The sequence below is a fragment of the Nocardia sp. NPDC051911 genome, assembly GCF_040681035.1.
Lineage (GTDB): Bacteria > Actinomycetota > Actinomycetes > Mycobacteriales > Mycobacteriaceae > Nocardia > Nocardia sichangensis.
In genome coordinates, this window is sequence record NZ_JBFAXY010000031.1 from 47,114 (window position 1) to 69,632 (window position 22,519).

The 22,519-nt window shown below is 69.6% G+C and carries 23 protein-coding genes, 1 pseudogene and 1 riboswitch; of the genes and pseudogenes, 10 read left to right on the forward strand and 14 right to left on the reverse strand.

The annotated features are described in order from the left end of the window. The first annotated feature begins 27 nt into the window (after positions 1–27). Entirely contained in the window at positions 28–468 is a 441-nt protein-coding gene (locus AB0L97_RS30200; RefSeq protein ID WP_355076714.1) for an OsmC family peroxiredoxin, read from the forward strand. A gap of 62 nt (positions 469–530) precedes the next feature. Here the strand turns inward: AB0L97_RS30200 and AB0L97_RS30205 are convergent, their stop codons facing one another. The 4 genes from AB0L97_RS30205 to mhuD all read right to left on the reverse strand — a co-directional run bounded on the left by AB0L97_RS30205 (position 531) and on the right by mhuD (position 2,617). Beyond that, positions 531–1,013 carry a hypothetical protein gene (locus AB0L97_RS30205; RefSeq protein WP_364436085.1) on the reverse strand — a complete coding sequence of 161 codons (483 nt, stop codon included), beginning with the start codon at positions 1,011–1,013 and terminating at the stop codon, positions 531–533. Between the two features lie 35 nt (positions 1,014–1,048). Next, on the reverse strand, positions 1,049–1,855 hold the full coding sequence (locus AB0L97_RS30210; protein ID WP_364436088.1) for a CbtA family protein: 807 nt from the start codon (positions 1,853–1,855) through the stop codon (positions 1,049–1,051). Then, complete coding sequence (locus tag AB0L97_RS30215) at positions 1,846–2,040, reverse strand: CbtB-domain containing protein (RefSeq protein WP_039794710.1); 195 nt, start codon at positions 2,038–2,040, stop codon at positions 1,846–1,848. Before AB0L97_RS30215 ends, AB0L97_RS30210 begins: the two co-directional genes overlap by 10 nt. Before the next feature lie 29 nt (positions 2,041–2,069). Then, a riboswitch (cobalamin riboswitch) is annotated at positions 2,070–2,222 on the reverse strand. A gap of 80 nt (positions 2,223–2,302) precedes the next feature. After that, entirely contained in the window at positions 2,303–2,617 is a 315-nt protein-coding gene (gene mhuD, locus AB0L97_RS30220) for a mycobilin-forming heme oxygenase MhuD (protein ID WP_355076719.1), read from the reverse strand. A 58-nt stretch (positions 2,618–2,675) separates the two neighbouring features. Here mhuD and AB0L97_RS30225 point away from each other — a divergent pair, with 58 nt between their 5' ends. Next, entirely contained in the window at positions 2,676–3,422 is a 747-nt protein-coding gene (locus AB0L97_RS30225; RefSeq protein WP_355076721.1) for an alpha/beta hydrolase, read from the forward strand. Between the two features lie 21 nt (positions 3,423–3,443). On the opposite strand, the gene AB0L97_RS30230 is transcribed toward AB0L97_RS30225, so the two are convergent. After that, positions 3,444–4,364 carry an A/G-specific adenine glycosylase gene (locus AB0L97_RS30230; RefSeq protein ID WP_364436093.1) on the reverse strand — a complete coding sequence of 307 codons (921 nt, stop codon included), beginning with the start codon at positions 4,362–4,364 and terminating at the stop codon, positions 3,444–3,446. Positions 4,365–4,452: 88 nt separating this feature from the next. Between AB0L97_RS30230 and AB0L97_RS30235 the strand changes: the two genes are divergently transcribed. Together AB0L97_RS30235 and AB0L97_RS30240 are read left to right on the forward strand one after the other, a co-directional pair. Next, complete coding sequence (locus AB0L97_RS30235; RefSeq protein WP_355076724.1) at positions 4,453–5,076, forward strand: carbonic anhydrase; 624 nt, start codon at positions 4,453–4,455, stop codon at positions 5,074–5,076. A gap of 124 nt (positions 5,077–5,200) precedes the next feature. Then, positions 5,201–5,848: a hypothetical protein gene (locus tag AB0L97_RS30240; protein ID WP_364436097.1), complete on the forward strand. Its 648-nt coding sequence runs from the start codon at positions 5,201–5,203 to the stop codon at positions 5,846–5,848. Between the two features lie 9 nt (positions 5,849–5,857). Here AB0L97_RS30240 and radA read toward each other — a convergent pair whose 3' ends face one another. Together radA and AB0L97_RS30250 are read right to left on the reverse strand one after the other, a co-directional pair. Continuing rightward, complete coding sequence (radA, locus tag AB0L97_RS30245; RefSeq protein WP_364436100.1) at positions 5,858–7,255, reverse strand: DNA repair protein RadA; 1,398 nt, start codon at positions 7,253–7,255, stop codon at positions 5,858–5,860. Positions 7,256–7,350: 95 nt separating this feature from the next. Then, positions 7,351–8,091: a hypothetical protein gene (locus AB0L97_RS30250; RefSeq protein ID WP_355076730.1), complete on the reverse strand. Its 741-nt coding sequence runs from the start codon at positions 8,089–8,091 to the stop codon at positions 7,351–7,353. Between the two features lie 399 nt (positions 8,092–8,490). Here AB0L97_RS30250 and carD point away from each other — a divergent pair, with 399 nt between their 5' ends. From carD to AB0L97_RS30280, 6 genes are all read left to right on the forward strand, one after another. After that, complete coding sequence (gene carD, locus AB0L97_RS30255; RefSeq protein ID WP_011206964.1) at positions 8,491–8,979, forward strand: RNA polymerase-binding transcription factor CarD; 489 nt, start codon at positions 8,491–8,493, stop codon at positions 8,977–8,979. 2 nt (positions 8,980–8,981) lie between these two features. Further along, entirely contained in the window at positions 8,982–9,707 is a 726-nt protein-coding gene (gene ispD, locus AB0L97_RS30260) for a 2-C-methyl-D-erythritol 4-phosphate cytidylyltransferase (RefSeq protein WP_355076732.1), read from the forward strand. A 2-nt stretch (positions 9,708–9,709) separates the two neighbouring features. Beyond that, positions 9,710–10,177 carry a 2-C-methyl-D-erythritol 2,4-cyclodiphosphate synthase gene (gene ispF, locus AB0L97_RS30265; protein ID WP_062968866.1) on the forward strand — a complete coding sequence of 156 codons (468 nt, stop codon included), beginning with the start codon at positions 9,710–9,712 and terminating at the stop codon, positions 10,175–10,177. Between the two features lie 64 nt (positions 10,178–10,241). After that, positions 10,242–11,648 carry a cysteine--tRNA ligase gene (gene cysS / locus AB0L97_RS30270; RefSeq protein ID WP_355076734.1) on the forward strand — a complete coding sequence of 469 codons (1,407 nt, stop codon included), beginning with the start codon at positions 10,242–10,244 and terminating at the stop codon, positions 11,646–11,648. Then, positions 11,648–12,625, forward strand: coding sequence for a 23S rRNA (guanosine(2251)-2'-O)-methyltransferase RlmB (gene rlmB, locus AB0L97_RS30275; protein ID WP_356963571.1), 978 nt, complete (start codon positions 11,648–11,650; stop codon positions 12,623–12,625). Before cysS ends, rlmB begins: the two co-directional genes overlap by 1 nt. A 259-nt stretch (positions 12,626–12,884) precedes the next feature. Then, positions 12,885–13,163, forward strand: a complete 279-nt coding sequence (locus tag AB0L97_RS30280) for a DUF4190 domain-containing protein (RefSeq protein ID WP_356963572.1) — start codon at positions 12,885–12,887, stop codon at positions 13,161–13,163. A gap of 88 nt (positions 13,164–13,251) precedes the next feature. Here AB0L97_RS30280 and AB0L97_RS30285 read toward each other — a convergent pair whose 3' ends face one another. The 7 genes and pseudogenes from AB0L97_RS30285 to kstR form a co-directional block, all read right to left on the reverse strand. Continuing rightward, positions 13,252–14,058, reverse strand: coding sequence for an enoyl-CoA hydratase-related protein (locus tag AB0L97_RS30285; RefSeq protein ID WP_355076739.1), 807 nt, complete (start codon positions 14,056–14,058; stop codon positions 13,252–13,254). Positions 14,059–14,113: 55 nt separating this feature from the next. Next, entirely contained in the window at positions 14,114–15,286 is a 1,173-nt protein-coding gene (locus tag AB0L97_RS30290) for an acyl-CoA dehydrogenase family protein (RefSeq protein ID WP_364436109.1), read from the reverse strand. Positions 15,287–15,543: 257 nt separating this feature from the next. Beyond that, positions 15,544–16,413 (reverse strand): metal ABC transporter permease, encoded by an 870-nt coding sequence (locus tag AB0L97_RS30295; RefSeq protein WP_355076743.1) that lies wholly within the window; start codon positions 16,411–16,413, stop codon positions 15,544–15,546. Positions 16,414–17,108: 695 nt separating this feature from the next. Further along, positions 17,109–17,966: pseudogene (locus tag AB0L97_RS30300) on the reverse strand (ATP-binding cassette domain-containing protein); the annotation flags it as partial. Positions 17,967–17,970: 4 nt separating this feature from the next. Beyond that, positions 17,971–18,852: a zinc ABC transporter substrate-binding protein gene (locus tag AB0L97_RS30305; RefSeq protein ID WP_355076745.1), complete on the reverse strand. Its 882-nt coding sequence runs from the start codon at positions 18,850–18,852 to the stop codon at positions 17,971–17,973. 157 nt (positions 18,853–19,009) lie between these two features. Then, complete coding sequence (otsB, locus tag AB0L97_RS30310; RefSeq protein ID WP_355076747.1) at positions 19,010–21,583, reverse strand: trehalose-phosphatase; 2,574 nt, start codon at positions 21,581–21,583, stop codon at positions 19,010–19,012. A 256-nt stretch (positions 21,584–21,839) separates the two neighbouring features. Next, positions 21,840–22,490 carry a cholesterol catabolism transcriptional regulator KstR gene (gene kstR, locus AB0L97_RS30315; RefSeq protein WP_039794748.1) on the reverse strand — a complete coding sequence of 217 codons (651 nt, stop codon included), beginning with the start codon at positions 22,488–22,490 and terminating at the stop codon, positions 21,840–21,842. Positions 22,491–22,519 lie beyond the last annotated feature (29 nt).

Genomic DNA, 22,519 nt, shown 5'->3' on the forward strand with positions numbered 1-22,519 from the left:
GAAACGATCATCGGCGAAAGGACCGTGATGCCCACACGTACCGCGCGTACCGCCTGGACCGGCACCCTGCAGGAGGGTTCGGGCCAGGTCGAACTGGCCAGTTCGGGGGTCGGTAAGTACGACGTGTCGTTCCCCAAGCGCTCCGCCGAGGAGGCCGACGGCACCACCAGCCCGGAGGAACTGATCGCGGCCGCGCACTCCTCGTGCTACGCGATGGCGCTGTCGGCGCAGATCGGCAACGCGGGCGGCACCCCGGACAGCCTGGACGTCACCGCCGACGTGACCCTCGGCCCCGATCCGGCGGGCGGCTTTCGGATCACCGGGATCAAGCTGACCGTTCGCGGTCGCGTCTCCGGCATCGACGCCGACGCCTTCCAGGCCGCCGCCGAAGCCGCCAAGGCGGGCTGCCCCGTCAGCAAGGCCCTCGCCGGCGTCGACCACATCACCCTCGACGCCGCACTCGCGTAGTCCGCGCAGGCTTCGTGCCCCGCACCGTGACAAGGTGCGGGGCACGAAACCGTTGGGGGCAGTCAGCGTTCGCGGAAGTAGCGCCGGGCGTGGCGGGTGTAGAGAGCCGGGATGGCGATCAGCACGGCTGTGACGTGCACGGTGCGGAACGTCGCGAGCAGCAAGGACGCGGGTGCGGCGTCCCGGACCAGATCGCGCAATTGGTTCGCGGACATGGCCGCGGCCAGCGGCTCGATGATCAGGGACAGCAGGCCGAACACGCCGATGCCGACGGTGATCAGCAGGCGTGCCCAGCGGTCGCCGTAGGTCATGCGCACCGCGACGGCCAGCACCAGAAGGTAGAGGGCCGCGCGGAACCCCAGCCCCGTCGCGAGGCTCGCCGGGTCGGCAGTCGAGAAGGCGCGGACGGCTCGCGTGATCGCCTCGGCGCCACCCGCGACCAACGCGACGACCAGCGCGACGAACGCGACGCGGACGGCGCGCGGCGGTCCACCCGGGTGGACACGCGGCGAAGCGGGCCAGACGGAAAAGGCAGTGCCGGTCATGGGACCGACACTGCCTGAAGGTTTCCGGACGCGAATCAATCCCCGGTAGCGGCGGCTACCGGTACCCGGGTATCGGTACGCGTCGCGAACTCGGTGAGCGCCGCGAAACCGAGAGCAAGGCAGGCCCACAGGGTCGCGGTCTCGGCCAGCGACGCCACCCGGAACTGCCACAGCAGGGTGGCCGGGAAATCCGCGCTCACCTCGTTCACGCCGGGCAGCAGGACGTAGCCGAGGGTGGTGACCAGTACGAACGCGGCGACGCCACCGATCAGCCGGAAAGTGGGCAATTGCGCGCGCAGCGCGGTGAACGCCGCCACCGCCGCACCGACCGCCACGATGCCGAGCACGACGGCCGCCACCCACAGCAGGGTGCGTTCGTTGATGGTGTCCGGGTCGCCCACCGCCGGTGGGTTGGCCGGGTACTTGAAGAAAGGCACCGCGACGATCGCGGCCCAACCGGCCACACCGAGCGTCAGCGCGAGCCGCGGCCCGGACAGCGTGGTGTGGCGCCGCGCGAAATGCGCGACCGAGGCGTAGATGGCGCCGAGAGCGAGACCGGCCAACCCCAGGGCGAGAAACTGTCCGAACTTCTGGCCGCCGCGGCTCACCAGCGGTTCTTCCTCGTCACCGTGGGAATGCCCGCCAGGAGATTCGGCGTGCTCGCCGTGAGAGTGCCCGTCAGCGGCTCCGGCGTGTTCGCTGTGCGCTTCCTCGATGGCGATGGCCGCTTCCACCTTGGGTTCGCCGACGAAATAACCGACTGTGGCGGCCAGCAGCCCGGCGATCAGACCGGCCAGCAGGCCGCGCAACAGCAGTGTTCGGAGTGAACCGATCAGTGGCACGGAAGCCCCAGCAGGTGGCGTCCGTCGTGCATCAGCTCATGCAGATACATCCCGCTGCGCGAGATGACGCCCTGGTCGAAACCGACCAGGTACAGCGTGAGCAGTGCGAGAAGAACGACACCGACCGTGACGAGCACGGTGGCCAGGGAATCGGTTGCCCGGCTGGGTGAATGCGCGATGGCCATTCGAGTCCTCCTTGGGATACGCGTCCCGTAGGGTGGTGGCGCGACGGTGCCGGTGTCTGGCTTTCCGGCACCGGACTCGGTGCGTGGAACACAGTGGCGCGACCGCTCCGGAATCGCACCGGAATTACCGCGTCACCCTCGCGTTTGTCCTTCGAACTGTGACACCCGCACACCCCCGGCGTCAACCGGGTCCGGCACGGGCGTACCACGGCGTCGGGCGAGTCGCCGGGCAGGCGGGCCTGCCCGGCGGTGGGCCTCGGACTCAGTCGGCGGGCTTCGCGTCCACGTCGAGCACGACCTCGAACTCGAGCAGCGACGCACCGGTCGAGACCGGCTTCTGCCGCTCGCCCGCGTGCGCCTCGCGCGCAGGTCCGTCCCGCCAGGCCGCGAAGGACTCTTCCGAATCCCATTGGGTGACCACGAAATACCGCTTCTCTCCGGCCACCGGGCGCAGCAGCTGGAAGCCGAGGAAGCCGGGGGAGTTCTCGACCGCGTGCGCACGGTGGGCGAACCGCTTCTCCAGCTCGGGGCCCGCGCCCTCGGGAACCTCGATCGCGTTGATCTTCACAACAGCCATGTGTCCAAGCTAGCGGCTGATGCCGAGCAGATGCTCGGTGCCTCGTATTGTCGAACCGATGTTGCACGACGAAGGCGGAGCAGGCGCGCCGATCCTGCTGTTGCACGGCCTGATGGGCAGCGCGCGCACCTGGCGCGATCAGCTGGACTGGCTGCGCGAGCACGGCCACGTCTACACCTTCGACGCCGCCGGGCACGGCAGGCCCGCACCCGAGAAATTGACGACCGAGGCCTTCATCGCGGACCTCGCCACGGGCACCGCCGCGATCGCGGAACCGATGGTGGTGATCGGGCATTCGATGGGTGCGCTGCACGGCTGGGTGTTCGCGGCGACTCACCCCGACCGGGTGCGGGCGCTGGTGATCGAGGACATCGCGCCGGATTTCACCGGCCGCACCGCGACGCACTGGGCGGCGATGATCGAGGCCTGGCCGCAGCCATTCCCTGACGACGAAGCCGTACTGTCCTTCTTCGGGCCGGTCGCCGGGCGATATTTCCTGAACTCTTTCGAACGCGGGCCGGAGGGATACCGGCTGCACGGGTCGGTCACCACTTTCCGCGATATCTCCGAGGAGTGGGGGACGCGGGATTTCTGGCAGCACTGGCATGCGGTGCGAGTGCCCGCCCTGCTGCTGGAGGGCGAGCACAGCATCACACCGCCGGGGCAGATGCGGCAGATGGCCGCCGACCATCCGGGCGCCGACTATGTCTTGGTGCCCGGTGCGGGACACCTCGTGCACGACGACCAACCGGAGCGCTACCGAGCGGAGGTCGAGCGCTTCCTGCGGCGGGTCCTTGGCAGCTAGGGCAGGAGTCCATCTCGGCGTTCAGCTGTCGGCCCCAGGAGTCCCGCCCTCGCCCGCCAATGCGAACAACCCGCCGGGTGTTTGTTCGATCAGTCCGTCCACCAGCAGCGAGTCCAACGCGCGGTCGCGCTGGCCCGGGTCGCGAGTCCAGGCCAGATCCAGGCGCACCCGCTCCACCGGGCCGCTCGCGGCGCGCAGCACGTCCAACAGCCGACCGCGCGCTTGGCGATCGGTGCCCTCGTACTTCTGCGTGCGGCGGACCACTTCGCTCACCGGTCGCCCGGCGGTGACCCACGCGCAGCTCGGCAGCGGGCAGCGCGAGCAATCGGGGGTGCGGGCGGTGCACACGGTCGCACCCAGTTCCATGAGGGCGGCGGAGAACACCGCGGCCCGATCGATCCGCAGCGGCAGCAGCGCCTCGGTCTCGGGGAGATCGCGCGACGACGGGTTGCCCGCTTCCGCGCGCCCGTGCACCGCCCTGGCAACCACCCGGCGGACGTTCGTGTCCACCACCGGAACGCGTTGTCCGTAGGCGAAACAGGCGACGGCGCGCGCGGTGTACGCGCCGATGCCCGGTAGCCCGAGCAGTACCTCCACGTCGGCGGGCACCTCGTCGCCGTGCTCGCTCGCCAGCACCCTCGCGCACTCGTGCAGCCGCAGCGCACGGCGCGGGTACCCGAGCTTGCCCCAGGCACGCAGCACTTCCGCCTGCGACGAGGCGGCCATCGCCGAAGGGACCGGCCAGCGCGCCACCCATTCCCGCCAGATCGGCTCGACCCGGACCACGGGCGTTTGCTGAAGCATGATCTCGCTCATCAGGATCTGCCACGCCGTGACGCCGGGGTGGCGCCACGGCAGATCCCGGGCGGTCTCCTGGTACCAGTCCAGCAACGTGTCGGCGTCGATGCCGTTCGGTGCGCCGTTCCGCACTGTCCTCACCATCCCCGTACTACTGCCGCCAGACGGTATTTGCCCGCCTGTAACCGGCCGAACTCGCTGGTAACCGTAACTGTCCTGCACAATGGTCGGTATGCCGGATTCCAACCCGATCAGTGCCTGGAAGTCCCTGCGCGAAGGCAACGAGCGCTTCGTCAGCGGTGCGCTGCTGCATCCTAGCCAGGGCGCCGCAGACCGGGCCAAACTCGTCAGCGGCCAGCACCCGCACGCGATCCTGTTCGGTTGCGGTGACTCCAGGGTCGCCGCCGAATTGATCTTCGACCAGGGCCTCGGCGACATGTTCGTGGTGCGTACCGCGGGCCATGTGGTCGACAGCTCGGTGCTCGGCTCGATCGAGTACGGGGTGCAGGTGCTCAACGTGCCGCTCATCGTAGTGCTCGGGCACGACAGCTGCGGAGCCGTGAAGGCCACTATCGACGCGCTCGACGGCGGCGAGGTGCCCGGCGGATTCATCCGCAGCGTGGTCGAGCGGGTCGCGCCGTCCATCCTGGTCGGACGGCGCGAAGGCCTGTCCACCGTCGACGAGATGGAGGCCAGGCACGTGGTGGAGACCAGCCGCCTGCTCATGCAGCGGTCGATGATCATCTCGCAGCGGGTCGCGACCGGTGAGTGCGCCATCGCCTGCGTGACCTACAAACTGGCCGAGGGCAAAGTGCAGTTGCACCGGGTTGTCGGCAACATCGGCGAGGTGGTCTGAGGCTGCCGCGCGCCCGCCATCGCCCCAGCGTGCCGGCGGAATGTACTCGTCGCCCTCGGGTGCGGGCGGCCGACACGCCGTGCCCCTGAGACGATGCGCCCGATGGTGCCCTTACCGTTGAGGCGTGCTGGAACCGAATGGACCGCTGCCACCGGAGATCTACTGGCGTCGACGCGTGTTCGCCATCGGGATCCTGGTGGTGGCCCTGGCGCTGGTGATCTGGGTCGTGCTCGCGGTCGCGCGTGGCGGCGACTCGCCCGGTGACACCGCGGCCGCCGGGACCAGCTCGGTCGTGACCAAGTCCGCCGACGCGGGGGCCAAGCCGTCGGGCGAGTCCGGCGCGCCGAAGTCCTCCGCGGCGGCAACCAGCGTCGCGGCAGGCCCGTGCCCGGACCAATCGCTGGCGATCAAGGTGACCGTCGAGCAGCCCACCTACAAGACGGGCGAGCAGCCGGTGTTCGGGATCGTCATCACCAACATCTCGGCGATGGCCTGCACCCGCGATATGGGTTCCGGTCTGCAACAGGTGTCGGTGCACACGCTCGACGGCCAGCGGCGCCTGTGGTCGAGCACCGACTGCTACCCGGACGGCCAGCCCGACGTCCGCACGATGAGCCGCGGCGAGCAGGCCGCGTTCACGGTGACCTGGTCGGGCACCACATCCCAGCCCAACTGCGCGGGCGAACGCGTCCAAGTCCCACCGGGTGCGTACAGCGTTGTCGCGCAATTGGGTTCGGTACGCAGCATGGCCGAGCCGTTCAACATCGCTTGAGAGGGTAGGTCAGCTGGCGGCCCCCTCAGGGGCGGCGCGTAGTTTGCGCAGGCCCGCTATGCGGATGGCGGAGCGGAGGTCGGTGACCTCGTGAATCTTCATGGTGCTTTTCACCGGGGCGAGGCCGGGGGGTACCAGGGCGGTGGTGAAGCCGAGGCGTTCGGCTTCGGCCAGTCTGCGGTTGAGGCCGGTTACCTTGCGGACCTCACCGGCCAGTCCGACCTCACCGAGGATCACCCAGCCCGGGGGGATCGGGACGTCGGACTCGGCGCTGGCGATGGCGAGCGCGATGGCCAGGTCGGCGGACGGCTCGACCAGGCGCATGCCGCCGACCGTCGCGGCGTAGACGTCGCTCTTGCCGAGGAACACCCGGCCGCGGCTCTGCAGGACGGCCAGCACCATGGCGACCCGGTTGTAGTCCAGACCGCTCACCGCGCGGCGCGGCTGCGGAATCTCGGTCTTCACGGTCAGGCCCTGCACCTCGCCGACCAGCGGACGCTTGCCGTCCATCGCGACAGTCACCGCCGTGCCCGGCACGGAATCCGTTCGATGGTGCAGGAACAGGCCGGACGGGTCGTCGACACAGGCGATGCCATCCTCGTGCAGCTCGAAGCAGCCCACCTCGTCGGCGCTGCCGAAGCGGTTCTTGATGCCGCGCACCATGCGCAGCGTGGAGTTCTTGTCGCCTTCGAACTGGAGCACGACGTCGACCAGGTGCTCGAGCGTGCGCGGGCCCGCGACGTTGCCGTCCTTGGTGACGTGCCCGACCAGCAGCACCGCGATCCCGCTCGCCTTGGCCAGCGAGGTCAGCGCGGCGGTCACCTCGCGCACCTGGGTGACGCCGCCGATCACGCCGTCCACCTCCGGGGCGAGCATGGTCTGCACCGAGTCGACCACCAGAAGCGTCGGCCGCACCTGCTCGACGTGTCCCAGCACGATCGACAGGTCCGATTCCGCCGCCAGATAGACCCGGTCGTGCACCGCGCCGGTGCGATCGGCCCGCAGCCGGACCTGCCCCGCCGACTCCTCGGCGGTGACGTACAGCGACTTCTCGTCGCGCTGAGCCGCCCAGCGATGCGCCACCTCGAGCAGCAGCGTCGACTTGCCCACCCCCGGCTCGCCGGACAGCAACACCACCGATCCCGGCACCACCCCGCCGCCGAGCACGCGGTCCAACTCGGTGACGCCCGTCGGCCGCGCTCTGGTGACCTTGGAATCGATCTGCGAAATCGGCGCGGCCGCGGTGCTCGGCAACATCGCCTTGCGCCCAGGAGACCCGACCGCACCTGCCGCGGCGACTACTTCGTCGACGGTGCCCCAAGCCCCGCATTCGGGGCACTTGCCCACCCATTTGGCGACTTCATGCGAACAGGCGGAGCAGCGGAAGGTCGGCTTGGTCTTTGCCACACCGGCACCATACGCACCAGGGCCGACAGTGTTTGATTTCCAGCGCCTGCGCCGCGAACACGCAGCGCCGCAGGCGCTGCGAATCAGACACAGCCTCAGTGACCGCCGGTGTGCTCGGCTTCGGCCGGGCCCGACTTGTCGGACTCGTGGCGCTCGGTGTGCTGGCCCGCGTCGACCGGGACCTGGACCTGGACGGTGCCGTTCTGCTTGAAGTTGAACGAGACGTTGTAGGTCAGGCCGGGGGCGATGTCCTTGGTCAGGCCGGTGATCTCGATCAGGATCGGGTTGGCCTCCGGGTCCTCGGCGGCGGCCGGGGAGCCGTGCGACTCGGCGGTGGTGGTCGGCGCGGCGGAGCGCGGCGCTGAGGTGGGCGCACCGGCACTCGTGGTCGGCGCGGCGCTGGTGGTGGTCGACGCGGCCTCGCGCTTGACCGGCTGGCTCGCCGCGACGACGGTCTGCTGCGGGGCGAGTTCGACGACCGACTTGCCGGAGGCGGGGGTGATCTTGACGGTGCCGAGGTCGGTCGTGATGCTGGTCAGCTCGTCGGGGACGGACTCGCCGTTGTTGATGATGGACAGCGCGATGAGCGCCTTGCCGCCCTTGGCGTTGTTGTACGCGGTGCCCTCGGACGGGTACACGATGTGCACGTTGCGCAGCGCGATGCGGCCCACGTCGGCGTGGTTGCCGTTCACGGCGGCGACCTGTTCGGCGGTCTGCGCGATCTGGCCCGCGCCGCAGCCGGACAGCGCGATCGCCGCTCCGGCGGCGAGTGCGGCAACCGTCACCATGCGACGTCGCGCCCCCTTCGGGGCGGTCACAGCTTTCAGGGCAGTCACGGGTTGTCCCTCCATGTCGACCGGGCTCTGGCTCCGCGCGGGAGCGTAGTAACTAGGCAGCGTAGTAGTTCCCTCGAGAGCCCGGGCGCGGGGGCCGGGTCGAACTCGGGGTTCGGCCCGGGCGCATGCGACGGGGCCACGGGGGCGTCCGCGCCGACACCCGGCGTGTCGATAACGGTTCGATCGAACTTCGGAGGTTGCCACGAAGGTGCCGACGCGTGGGCGGCGAGCGGCGCCGACTCCAGCCGGGAGATAACCCGTTCTGGCACAACGTAATGCACACAGCCTGGCATCTGTCAAGCCCCACGGTTGCCTCGTTGTGGCCCTGACCTGCACAGTTGATCGCGCCGTTATCGAGTCGCATGTTAAACTGTGAACATCGAAAGGGGCACGGGACACATGATTTTTAAGGTCGGAGACACCGTCGTTTACCCCCACCACGGAGCGGCGCTGATCGAAGCAATCGAGACTCGCACCATAAAGGGTGAGCAAAAAGAGTATCTGGTCCTGAAGGTCGCCCAAGGCGATCTCACTGTTCGGGTTCCCGCGGAGAACGCCGAATACGTCGGCGTGCGTGACGTCGTGGGTCAGGAGGGTCTCGATCGGGTCTTCCAGGTGCTTCGCGCGCCGCATACGGAGGAGCCGACCAACTGGTCCCGCCGCTACAAGGCCAACCTCGAGAAGCTCGCTTCCGGCGATGTGAACAAGGTGGCCGAGGTCGTCCGCGATCTGTGGCGCCGGGAACAGGACCGCGGCCTGTCCGCGGGTGAGAAGCGCATGCTCGCCAAGGCTCGGCAGATTCTTGTCGGTGAGCTCGCGCTGGCCGAAGGCACCGATGACGGCAAGGCTGAGACCCTGCTCGATGAGGTCCTCGCAGCGGCTTCCTGACCGTGAACACACCTGACAACGGTGTCCGTTCCACCGACGGACCCGTCGTTGCTCTGGTGCCTGCCGCCGGTCGTGGCGTGCGTCTGGGTGAATCCGCACCCAAGGCGTTCGTCCCGGTCGGCGGCACACCCATGGTCCGGCTCGCCGTCGAAGGCTTGATCGCCTCCGGCGCGGTCGAGCGGATCATCGTGATGGTTCCCGCCGAACTCGTCGACAGCGCCGTTGCCCTGCTGCCGCCCACGAATTCGGTCCAGGTGGTCGTCGGCGGCGCCGAACGCATCGACTCGGTGCGGGCGGGTATCGCCGCGGCGCCCGACGCCGCCTACTTTCTGGTGCACGACGCCGCCCGGGCGCTCACGCCGCCCGAGCTCATCGCCCGGGTCGCGGCGGAACTGCGGGCTGGCCGTCCCGCCGTGGTCCCCGGGCTCCCGGTGGCCGACACCATCAAGTCCGTCGACGCGGTCGGCGCGGTGACCGGCACGCCCGACCGCGCCCGGTTGCGCGCGATCCAGACGCCGCAGGGTTTCGCGGCCGACTTGCTGCGCTCCGCCTACGCGCCCGAGGGCATCCAGGCGACCGATGACGCGGGCCTGGTCGAGCGGCTGGGCGTCGCGGTCCACACCATTCCCGGCGATCCGCTCGCCTTCAAGATCACCACTCCACTCGACCTCCGGCTCGCCGACGCGGTACTCGACGGCGCGGGCATCGGACGGGCGGTGACGCCGTGACCATGCGCGTCGGCATCGGCAGCGACGTCCATCCGATCGAAGCGGGCAGGCCCTGCTGGATGGCCGGTCTCCTGTTCGACGGCGACGACGGCTGCGCGGGCCACTCGGACGGCGACGTCGCCGCGCACGCCCTCTGCGACGCGCTGCTGTCCGCGGCGGGCCTCGGCGATGTCGGCGCGGTATTCGGCACCGGACGCCCCGAATGGGCGGGCGTCTCCGGCGCGGCCATGCTGAAGGAAGTGCGCCGCCTGCTGGACGAGGCGGGCTTCGAGGTGGTCAACGCCGCGGTGCAGGTGATCGGCAATCGCCCCAAGATCGGGCCTCGGCGCGCCGAGGCGCAACAGGTACTCGGCGAGCTGCTCGACGCCCCGGTCTCGGTGTCCGGCACCACCACTGACGGGCTCGGCCTGACCGGTCGCGGCGAGGGCGTCGCCGCCGTGGCGACGGCCTTGCTGCAAGCCTGTCGTTGATCCAGCTCCGACGGACCCGAGCCGGTCCGTGAACGACCTTATACACCAGCTAGGATCGACTGCCGTGACGCTGCGCCTCTTTGACACCGACACGCGGACCGTGCGCGATTTCGCGCCCTTGGTCCCCGGCCGTGCTTCGGTGTACCTCTGTGGCGCTACCGTGCAGGGCGAGCCGCACATCGGCCATGTGCGTAGCGGAGTCGCGTTCGACGTGCTGCGACGCTGGCTGCTCGCGCATGACATCGACGTCTTCTTCATCCGCAACGTCACCGATATCGAGGACAAGATCCTCACCAAGGCCGCCGAAGCGGGCAGGCCGTGGTGGGAGTGGGCTGCCACGCACGAGCGCGCCTTCGATCGCGCCTACGAACGGCTCGGTGTGCTGCCGCCGTCCGCGGAGCCCAGGGCCACCGGCCACATCACGCAGATGGTCGAGATGATGCGGCGGCTGATCGATCGCGGTCACGCCTACGCTTCCGAGGGCAACGTCTACTTCGACGTGGTCAGTTACCCCGATTACGGCAAGCTGTCCGGCCACAAGCTCGACGACGTGCATCAAGGCGAGAGCGCGGGCGAAGGCAAACGCGATCCGCGTGACTTCACCTTGTGGAAGGCGGCCAAGCCGGGCGAGCCGACCTGGCCGTCCCCGTGGGGCCCCGGCCGCCCCGGCTGGCACCTGGAGTGCTCCGCGATGGCCGAGTTCTATCTCGGTGCGGAATTCGACATCCATTGCGGCGGAATGGATCTGGTGTTCCCGCACCACGAGAACGAGATCGCCCAGTCGAAGGGCGCCGGTGACGGCTTCGCCAGGTACTGGCTGCACAACGGCTGGGTGACCATGGGCGGGGAGAAGATGTCCAAGTCGCTGGGCAACGTGCTCTCCGTGCCGAACGTGCTGAAGCAGGTGCGGGCCGTCGAACTGCGGTTCTACCTGGGCAGCGCGCACTACCGCTCGATGCTGGAGTACTCGGACAAGGCGCTGCACGACGCGGCGCAGTCCTATCAGCGCATCGAGGCGTTCGTGAACCGGGTGGTGGACCGGGCCGGTGAGATCCCGGTGGGCAAGTGGACCGACGCGTTCGCCGCCGCGCTCGACGACGATCTCGCGGTGCCGAAGGCGCTGGCGGAGATCCATCGCGCGGTGCACGAGGGCAACAAGGCGCTGGAGGTCGGCGCGATCGACTCCGCGCGCGACCTGGCGAGCCAGGTGCGTGCCATGCTCGCCATTCTCGGTGTCGACCCGCTCGATCCGCACTGGTACACACCGAGCGATTCCTCGGCCGCGCTCGGCGCGCTGGACGTGCTGGTGCGTGCGGAACTCGACCGCCGTCAGGAGGCGCGGGCCGCGAAGGACTGGGCGGCCGCCGACGCCGTGCGCGATCGTCTGCAGTCCGCGGGGATCGAGGTCACCGACACGGCCGGCGGTCCCGAATGGGCGCTCGGTGCGCCGCAACCCGGAAAGGCCAAGTGATGGCAGGCAATTCGCAGCGCCGCGGCGCGGTCCGCAAGAGCGGCAGCAAGAAGGGCGCCGTGGTCGGCTCCGGCGGCAAGCGCAGGCGCGGACTGGAGGGGCGTGGCGCCACCCCGCCCGCCGAGATGCGCACCAAGCATCCTGCCGCCAAGCGCGCGGCCGCGAAAACCAAAGCCGCGCAGGGCCGTCCGTCCGCTCGTGGCGCGGCGGCACGGCCCGCCGGACGCAAGACCGAGGACGGGCCGGAGTTGGTGCTCGGGCGCAACCCGGTGGTCGAGTGCTTGCGTGCCGGCGTGCCCGCGACGGCACTGTACGTCGCGGTCGGCACCGAGAACGACGACCGGCTGACCGAGAGCGTGCGGCTGGCCGCCGACACCGGTATCTCCATCCTGGAGGTTCCGCGCACCGACTTGGATCGGTTGAGCGCCAACGGTTTGCACCAGGGTGTCGCGCTCCAAGTGCCGCCGTATCGCTACGCCCACCCGGACGATCTGCTCGACCGGGTGCGCAACGCCGCCGAGCCCGCGTTGCTGGTGGCGCTGGACAACATCTCCGATCCGCGCAATCTGGGCGCGGTGGTGCGTTCCGTGGCGGCTTTCGGTGGCCACGGCGTCCTGATCCCGCAGCGACGCAGCGCGAGCGTCACCGCGGTGGCCTGGCGCACCAGCGCGGGCGCCGCCGCTCGGCTTCCGGTCGCCCGCGCGACCAATCTCACTCGCACGCTGAAGGATTGGGCGGCTCAGGGCATTCAGGTCGTCGGCTTGGACGCCGGTGGCGATACCACGCTGGACGATTTCGACGGTCGCGAGCCGACCGTGATCGTGGTCGGCTCGGAGGGCAAAGGACTGTCCCGCCTGGTGCGGGAGTCCTGTGACTCGATCTTGTCGATTCCGATGGCGGGCCCGGTGGAATCGTTGAACGCGTCGGTCGCCGCCGGTGTGGTGCTGTCCGAAGTCGCCCGCCAACGCCGCGCCTGAGCACGTTCCCGTGCTGGACTCCCGTTGCCCGGCTCCGGGTATCCCACGTCGTACTGGCACGCTCCGAGCTGCGGACGGCTCGTAGTTCGCGACGAAAAACGCAGCGCAACAACTGATCTAGCCAGAACATGGGTAGCTCACCGGGCACGCCCAGAACCCGAGTACCACTGAACGCAGGACCTGCCCCCGAATCTCGCGGCTCCCGATCCATACGGCCTAAAAACCCGGAGACGCCGAGGAGCCCAGTAGAATTCGGCTGGTGGTGATACCCAATCAGCCCATTGGCGCGCCGGTCGAGCATCCGAATGCGACGGCGGTGTTGTTTCTCGGCGCGGCGAGCGTCCTCTGCTGCGGAGTGCTGGGGCCGGTGGCGTGGGCGCTGGGACGGCGCGCGCTCGACCAGATCGAGGAATCCGGCGGCGCGTACGGTGGTCGCGCTCAGGTGCTGGTCGGCTACGTCCTCGGCGTCATCGGCACCGTCCTGATGATCGTCTTCGCGCTGCTGTTCCTGTTCATCGTGCTCGGCGGTAATGCTTGAGCGGCGCTGACCGAGTCCCGCGTGGGGCGGAGGGGCGCTACCGCCGGCGGTGACATTCCGCGGCATCGCACTCAGCCGGGCGAGCCGCCTAGTCCAGACTGGGCCGTTCGCGCCCGGCGGTGTCCCAGGCGGGCCATTCCGTGCTGACGCTGCCCGACCAGCTGGGCTGCCTGCGATCCCGGAACGCGGCCATGGCCTCGCCGCCGTCGATGCTCTTGGTCGCGTGCTGGTTGAGATCGGTTTCCAGTTGACCGACCATGGCCGGGTTCATCCCGAGCCCCTCCCAGAGCAGCCGCTTGGACAGTGCCACCGGTAGTGGCGCCGAGCCGTTCGCGATGTCGTGCGCGACGGCCAGCGCCGTCGGTAGCACCTCGCCCGCGGGCAGCGAGCTGTTGGCCACGCCCATCGCCTTCGCCTCGTCGCCGTCGAAGGTGCGCCCCGTCAGCATGATGTCGGCGGCGTTGGCCATGCCGACCAGCCTGGGTAGCGTCCAGTGGGCGTAGCCGTCGGCCAGCACGCCGCGGCGGACCTGATTCAGCCCGTACACCGCGTCGCGTGCCATGTACCGAAGATCGCACTGCAAGGCCAGGGCCAAGCCGATGCCGACCGCGTGGCCGTTGACGGCCGCGATCACCGGTTTGCGCACCCGCCACGGCGGCGGATCGATGGTGGCGCTGACCTCGCCCACCCGATTGGACAGGTCCGCGCCCGCGCAGAACGCGGGCGGGGTGCCGGTGATGATCACGGCACGGATGGCGTCTTCCGAATCGCAGCGCTGCAACGCGGCGCCCAACTCGGCGGCCATCGTGGGGGTGAAGGCATTCTGCTGGGCGGGCCGGTTGAGCGTGAGCACGGCGACGCCCCGGGAGACGTCGACGTGCAGTTCCGAACTCATGCCACAGGATGTTAGCCGACGCGCGCGCAGCTGACCCGGGGCCGAAAGTCCTCGGCTATCCGCGCAGCACCTTGCGCCCGATGGCGTACTTGTGCACCTCGGTGGGCCCGTCGTAGAGGCGGAAGGCGCGCATGTCCCGGAAGATCATCTCGACGACTGTCTCGTCGCTGATGCCGATGCCGCCGAGCACCTGCACGCAGCGGTCGGCGACCTTGAACAACTCCTCGGACACGAACGATTTGGCGATCGAACTCTCGTGCCGTGCCTTCTCGCCGTTGTCCATCAGCCAGCACGCGTGCCAGATGGTCAGCCTGCACTGGTGCAGGGCGATCTCGTTGTCGGCGAGCATGAACGACACGCCCTCGTGGTCGCCGATCGGCTTGCCGAACGCGGTGCGGGTGCGCGCGTGCTCTACGGCGATGCTCTGGGCGCGTTCGGCCGCGCCGAGCCACCGCATGCAATGGGTCAGGCGGGCGGGGGCGAGCCGGAGCTGGGCGTAGCGCAGCGCCTGGCCCGCCTCGCCGAGCAGCGCTTCCCTGGGCAGAGTCAGGTTGTCGAAGCGGACCACACCGTGCCCGGCGACATAGTTGCGGTCCATCGTGTTCATCGTGCGTTCGATGACGATGCCGGGTTCCGCGCCGTCGGCCAGGAACAGCGTTGGGCCCTCGGGCAGATGCGGGTTGGCGGCGAGGCGGGCCATGATGATCCAGGTCTTCGCGCCGTTCGCCCCGGTGATCAGCCATTTGCGGCCGTTGATGGTGAAGTTCTCGCCGTCGAAGGCGGCGCTGGTGGCCAGCTGGGCCGGGTCGGAGCCGGCCCCGTCGGGCTCGGTCATGGCGAAGACCGAACGCTGGTGGCCCGCGACCACGGGGGCCAGGTAACGCTGGACCTGGTCGGGATCGGCCACCTTGGACAGCAGGAACATGTTGCCCTCGTCGGGCGCCGCGCAGTTCATCGCGACCGGGCCGAGCGTGGACCAGCCCGCCGCCTCGTAGATCACCGCCTGCTCGATGTGGGTCAGTCCGCGTCCGCCGAGCGAATCGGGCGCCTGCACGGTGAGCAGCTTCTCGGCGCGGGCGAGTTCGACGAGTTCCTGCCGCAGCTCGTCGGTCGGCCCGTGCGCGGTCAGGCGCGGGTCGCGCTCGTAGGGGACGATCTTGTCGATGACGAAGCGGCGCACTCGGTCGCGTTCGGCGGCGAGGTCGGCGGGAATCGCGAAGTCGATCATCGTTGGTCACCATTCGTTCGGGGGCGCGATGAGTCGAGCATACGAAAGCATTTGCCAATGACTGAAGGCGGCTGCCATCAAAATCGGTCCGGTTTGCGAGCTAGGCGCTGATCAGCACTGATAGCCGCTGGACTGGCGGTCGCGGCACCGCTGGCCGGCGTTGCGCTCGCCATGAGGTCACCGCCATCACCCGGACGTCGATCGCGAGAACTTCTCGACATGCCGGTGCGGCGTCAGTAGACCGGCGCACGACGCCTTCAGCGGGCGTGCGCGAGTCTGCGGTCACGGGTGCCGAGCAGGCGGCAGGCCAGGTAGATCAGGAACGAGATCGTGGTGACGAAGGTCGAGACGGGGACGCCAGGCGCGAGCGACAGCAGGATGCCGCCAACGGCGGCGATCTCAGCGAACACCACGGCGAGCACGGTCGCTCGAACCGGGTCCGCGGTGAGCTGGGCGGCCGCGGCGGCCGGGGTGATCAGCAGGGCGAGGACCAGCAGCGCGCCGACGATCTGCACCCCGAACGCCGCCGTGATGCCCAGCAGGACGGCGAACACGATGGACAGCGCCCGCACCGGGACACCGCGCGCCACGGCCACTTCCGGGTCGGAACTGGCGAACAGTAGCGGCCGGTAGACGAAGGCCAGCACCGCGATCACTCCGGCGGTGCAGACGGCGAGCAGGCCGAGCCCGTTGTTGCCGACGCTGACCACTTGGCCGGTCAGCAGGGAGAATTTCGATCCCGCGCGATCGGGGCCCAACCACAGGAACAGCACCGAGAGTCCGAGCCCGAACGAGAGCACCACGGCGATCACCGAATCGCGTTCCCGCGCCCGCGCGCCGAGCAGGCCGAACAACACCGCCGCGACCACCGACCCCGCGATGGCCCCCAAACCGACGCCGACACCGGCCAGCAGCGCGGCGGCGGCTCCGGTCAACGAAAGCTCGCTGGTGCCGTGCACTGCGAACGACATCTGCCTGCTGATGATCAGCGGACCGATCACGCCGGACAGCAGCCCCAGCAGGGCCGCCGCGAGCAGCGCCTGCTGGACGAAACCGTAGGACAGCAGGTTCGCCGTGGTGCCGAAGTCCAGCATCTTGCCGAGGACGCTGGAGAGCTTGTCGGTCACGAACGCACTCCGCTCTGCTCGGGATCCGCCGTCGGACGGTCGCCGTCGCCTTGGATACGCTCCGCCGAAGCGTGGGCCGCCGTCGAACCGTTGCCGTGGATCGGGTGTCCGGACGCCACGTCGCCCGTTGCCGCGTTGCCGTTCGCCGGGCTGGGCGATGTGTCGACCGCGGATGCCAGGCTGCTCGATGTCGGTTCGGTCATCGGCGCACTGCTCACCGCCGGTTCGTTGGTCTTCGGGTCGATCGGCGTCGAGCCACCACTCGTCACATCGATGGTCGAGGGTGGGCCCGAGTTCGGGCGCACGGCGGTCGTCGGGACCGCCGGTGTTCGTTCGGCCGGAGCGGTGCCGCGGGTCGCCGCGTGGCCGGCTCGTGTGCCGGTTCCCGTGTCGGTCGAGGTAGCGGCGACGCGTGCATCGTCGGTGGTCGGCGATCGGCCTGAAGTCGGGGCGGCGGTCGTCGGGACTGCCGGTGTTCGTTCGGCCGGGGCGCTGCCGTTGATTGCCGAGCGGCTGGTTCGTGTGCCGGTTTCCGTGTCGGTCGAGGTAGCGGCGACGGCGGCATGCGCTGAGGTCGGTGCTGAGGGGACCGGCTCTTCGACGGATCCCGTGGTCGAGGTGGCGTCATCGTCCGGTGCGGGGCTACCGGCGGAATCGCCGTGGGCGAACTCGTCGCCGGCCGGGCCGTGGCAGTGGCCGCCCGCGGTGCCGAGCGCGTCCATGGTGTCGCCGGTGCCGACGACCACCAGACGCCCGCGTACCCGTAGTACGTCCACCTGGGTGCGGTACAACTCCGACAGCACCGCCGAGGTCATCACCTCTTCCGGCGTCCCGATCCGGAACCTGCCGTCGACCAGGTACAGCACCCGGTCCACCAGGGGCAGGATCGGGTTGATCTCGTGCGTCACGAAGAGCACCGCGGTGTCGTGAGTGCGCCTGCGGCGATCGATGAGCTCGGCGACCAGTCGCTGATTCGCCAGGTCGAGGCTGAGCAACGGTTCGTCGCACAGCAGCACCTTCGGATCGCCGACCAGCGCCTGCGCCACCCGCAGTCGCTGCTGTTCGCCGCCGGACATGGATTCCAGTGGCGCGTGGGCGAATCGCTCGGCGCCCACGTCGGCGATGGCCGCGGCCACCTTCCGCCTGCGTTCGGCGCGGGAGCGCAGCCCGAGCCCCCAGCGATGCCCGTCGACGCCGAGGCCGACGAGATCGACGCCGCGCAACTGCACCCCGGCGTCGATCGTCTTCTGTTGCGGTATGTAGCCGATGTCGTGATTGCCGGTGCGCGCGGGAGAGCCCGCGATCCGAGCCGCGCCCGAACTCAGGCCGACCTGACCCAACAGCACCTTCAGCAGCGAGGTCTTGCCCGAACCGTTCGGCCCGAGGACCGCGACGAATTCACCCGGCGCGACAGTGAGATCCAGCCCCTCCCAAAGGGTTCGGTCTCCGAACGACAAGCGGGCGGCCTCCAGTCGCACCGCGGCCGATTCGCCGATGGTCGAGCGCCGTTCCACCTCGTCGGCGTGTGCGGTCAGCGCGGCTCCCTTGTTCATCTGCTCAGCCCAGCGCGGCGGCGAGCGCCTGCGCGTTCTTCGTCTGCCACTGAATGTAATCCACGCCGTCGGGCAGGGTCTCGGTCACCTCGACGACGGCGACGCCCGCGCTCCGCGCGGTCGCGCGCAGGTCTTTGGTGATCTTGTCCTCGGTCTGCACGTTGTAGATCAGGGCGCGGACCCGCTTGCCGGTGAGCAGGTCCTGCGTCGCCGCGACGGCCGCCGGGGCCGGGTCGGTCTCCTGCTCGATGGCTTCCTGGAACTCGTGCGGAGTCCGGTCGTCGGCTCCGGTGGCGACCAGGAGATAGTGCGCGAGGGGCTCGGTCTGCAGCACCGGAGTTTTCGGATGCTCGGCGGCGAGTGCGCCGGTGATGGCGGTAACCGCGGCGAGCCGGTTCTTGAACGTCGTCGCGCGCTCGGCGTAGGCCGCGGCCTTGCCCGGGTCCAGTTCGCCGAGTTGGGCGGCGATCCGGTCGGCGACCACGTCGACGGTGCGCACGTCGTACCAGACGTGCTCGTTGTCGTCGCTCTGATCGGCCCGCAGGGCGAACGCGTCCACGGTGCGCTTGTTCGTGCCCGCCACCGCCTTCTCGGCGAACCGGTCGTAGCCGCCGCCGTTGTAGACCACGAGGTCGGCATCGCTGAGCGCCGCCGACTCGACCGCGGAGGTCTCGTGCGAGTGCGGGTCGGCGGACGGATCGGTGATCAGCGACCGGACGGCGGCGTCGGGGCCCGCGACGGCGGCGGCGATATCGCCCCAGACGTCGGTGGAGGCGACGACGGTCGGGCGTCCGTCGTCGTTGGAGCCGCCGCAGGCGGTCAGCGTCAGGGCGGAGACGACTCCCACGGCGATACCTGCGCAACTGATGGCGAATCGGGTTCTCACGTGGGGTACTCCTGGCCGTGCTCTAGATCATAATGGAAATCGTTCCCGTTAACTCTAGCAGGGGCCGTCAAGCGTTCGGATGCGACGCCCACCTGGAAACCGAATGCGAAGGGCCCGTGAACGATTCCTCGTTCGCGGGCCCTCGGCTCCTACGTGGTCAGACCAGCGCGGCCTCCACCGGCTGCCCCAGCAGCTGCGCGCAGCGCAACAGGCCCAGATGGCTGTACGCCTGCGGATGGTTGCCGAGCGACCGTTCGGCCACCGGGTCGTATTCCTCGCTGAGCAGCCCGGTCGGGCCCGCCACGTCGACCAGCTGGGCGAACAGCGCCTCGGCGTCGGAGCGCTTGCCGATCAGCAGGTACGCCTCGACCAGCCAGGCCGCGCACAGGTGGAATCCGCCCTCGCCGCCGGGCAGGCCGTCGTCGTGGTGGTAGCGGTATACCGTCGAGCCGCTGCGCAGCTCGGCCTCGGTCGCCACGACCGTCGCCGCGAAGCGCGGGTCGGACGGGTCGATCAGGCCGCTCAGCCCGATGTGCAGCGTCGCCGCGTCCAGGTCGGTGCCGTCGTACGCCGCGGTGTAGGACTGCACCTCGTCGTTCCAGCCCTTGGCCTTCACCTCGTCGGCGATGGTGTCGCGCAGCACCGGCCAGGCCGGATCGGCCTCGCGATCGAACTTCTGCGCCAGGGTGAGCGCCCGGTCGACGGTCAGCCAGCCCATCACCTTCGAGTACACGTGGTGGCGGGGGTTGCCGCGGATCTCCCAGATGCCGTGGTCGGGCTCTTGCCAGCGCCGCTGCACCGCCGAGACCATGGCGCACACCAGCTCCCAGTCGGCGTCGGGCAGCACGTTCGCCGGATCGGTGACGCCGCGCAGCTCCCTGGCGTGCGCCAGGGTGGCGATGAGGTCCACGATCGGACCGAAGACGTCCAGCTGAACCTGCATGTTGGCCGCGTTGCCGACGCGCACCGGGCGGGAGCCGGCGTAGCCGGGTAGCTGGTCGATCGAGGCCTCCGGCGGCAGCGTCTCGCCGTACAGCGTGTACAGCGGGTGCAGCCGCTCGGGGCCGGGCAAGGTCTCCAGCACGCGGTGCACCCAGCCCAGGTAGTCCTCCGCCTCGGCGAGCGAGCCGAGCGAGACCAGCGACTGCGCGGTCAGCGCCGCGTCGCGCAGCCAGCAGTAGCGGTAGTCCCAGTTGCGCACGCCGCCGATGTCCTCGGGCAGCGAGGTGGTGGCGGCCGCGAGGATCGAGCCGGACGGCGCGTGCACCAGGCCGCGCAGGGTCAGCGCGGAGCGCTTCATCAGGTCGGGCTTGAGCGGCGGCAGTGTGAGCGTCCCCGCCCAATCCGACCAGTACCGCTGCGCCTCCCGCCGCCGCTCCGCCTCACTGGCCGGGGCGGGATCGAGATCGGCGGTGCCGCAGCGCAGTTCGAGCACGACCGGCCCCTTGGACGGATCCACGACGGCCCGCGCCGACTCGTGGGTACCGTCCGAGACGATCTCCCACCGCACGCCGGGTGAACGCAGCACGATCGGGTCGTTGGTGCCGTACACCCGCAGCCCGCCCTCCTGCGCCTCGAGATTCACCGGCACCTGGCCGAACTCCGGGCGCGGGGCGAAGGTGACCACGGCCTTCGCGTCGCCGGTGATCACCCGGGTGAGGTCGGTGCGGGTCGGGGCTACGTCGTGCGGCAGGTAGTCCGTGACTTGCAGTTTGGCCCAACGGGTTTCGACGGTCATCGTGCCGTCGACGTAACGCTGCGACAGCGGCAGGCCCGGCCGCTCCGGCTCGATGGTGAAGTGGCCGCCCTGCGGGCCGCCGAGCAGGTGGGCGAACACCGCGGCCGAATCGGGCTCCGGATGGCAGAACCAGGTCACCGTGGCGTCCGGGGTGAGCAGCGCGACCGAGCGCGGGCTGGCCAGCATGGTCAGCCGCTCGATGCGCGGCGCGCTCGCGCCGGCCAGCCAGGTCCGGCGCTCCTCCAGCAGGTAGGCCAGCGCGCACGCCACGGCCTCGGTGCTGTCCACCCGGAACTTGGCCAGGCTCTCGCCGTCGCCGACCTTGATGCCGACGTCCGGGCCGGACAGCACGCGGAACGCCTTCTCGTCGGTGACGTCGTCACCGAAGAACACCGCGGCCGAGGCCCCCGCCTGATGCCGAACGGTGTCCAGTGCGGTGCCCTTGTCGGTCTGCACCACGGCCAGTTCGATGACCGCCTTGCCCTCGGTGACCTGCACGCCGAACCAGCACGCCGGACCGAGCCGGACCTGCGACAGCGCGCGATGACCGATCTCCGGGCTGGCGTTGCGCACGTGCAACGCGACACTGGCCGGTTTGATCTCGACGGTGACGCCGGGGTTGTCCGCGGCGACCTGATTCAGGGCCGTCTGCACCTCTTGGAGCAGATGCTTGGCGTCGTTGTCGATCGCGTGCACGAAGCCCACGTCGAATTCCGAGCCGTGACTGCCGATCAGTTGCACCTCGACCGGAAGGCGGGACAGCGCCGCGAGATCTCGCAGCGCGCGGCCGGAGATCACGGCGGCAGTGGTCCCGGTCAGGCCGGCGAGGGCTCGTAACGCGCTCACCGATTCCCGATGGGGAAAGGCTTTGGTCGGGTCGGACACGATGGGCGCGAGTGTCCCGTCGTAGTCCGATGCGACCAACAGCCGTGGCACGCGCGCGACCGTCGACAGTGCACGGCGAAGTTCCAGTGGCAGATCCTGTGCGCTCACGCATCCAACCTAGTGATCGGAGGAGTTTTTTCAGGGGGCGGGCAAAACAATACTGTGTTGAATTTGCCGCACAGAAGCGCGCCGGTTCGCGTGCGCACGATAACGCACACCTGAACCGGTGTCCGGTAGATCTGCCCAGCTAACGGCAACGGGATCCGAGCGGGTGAGCTTCGTCGCAGCACAACGAGCTATTCGGGCCCGGTGGGGTGACCGGGCGCTGATTCGCTCGCTGTGTGCTGAGAGATCCCGCTAGAGCTTACTGGTTGCGTTCGCCCAGGAGGAGGTCGACGGTCAGTTCCAGTCGTTCGGTCACGTCGGTGGCCGAGGCGCGCCGGGTCAGCCACGCGACCAGATTCGACAGCCACACGTCGCTGATCACCCGCGCGATGGCCAGCTGGCGTTCGGTGGGCTCGCCGTCGTTCATCGCGCGGGCGAAGACGCGGTCCATCACCTTGCCGACCCGGTCCACCTCGGCGGCGGCCGAGGCGTCGGCGAACATGAACGCACGGGTCATGGCCTCGGTGAGCAGCGGGTCGCGCTGCATCATCCGGGTGATCTGAGTGAGCAGCAGGTGCATGCGCTCCTGTGGGGACTGCCCGGCAAGCGGCTTGCGTTTGCCCTCGATCTGCTCGAACTCGCGCGACAGCGCCGAGACCAGCAGGTGCACCTTCGACGGGAAGTAGCGGTACAGCGTGCCGACCGCGACATCGGCGCGCTCGGCCACCGCGCGCATCTGCACCGCGTCGTAACCGCCCTTGGACGCGAGCGCCAAGGTCGCGTCCAGGATCCGCTTGCGCCGCTCGCGCTGCGCCGCCGAGCTCAGCTCGTCCTCGCTGAGCGTGGTGACCGTGGCGGCGGGCCGTCCCGCGCTCGGGTCGGCTGGCTGCGATCGGGACGGACTGGCCATTGATGAAAGTCCTTTCCGGAAACGTCGTT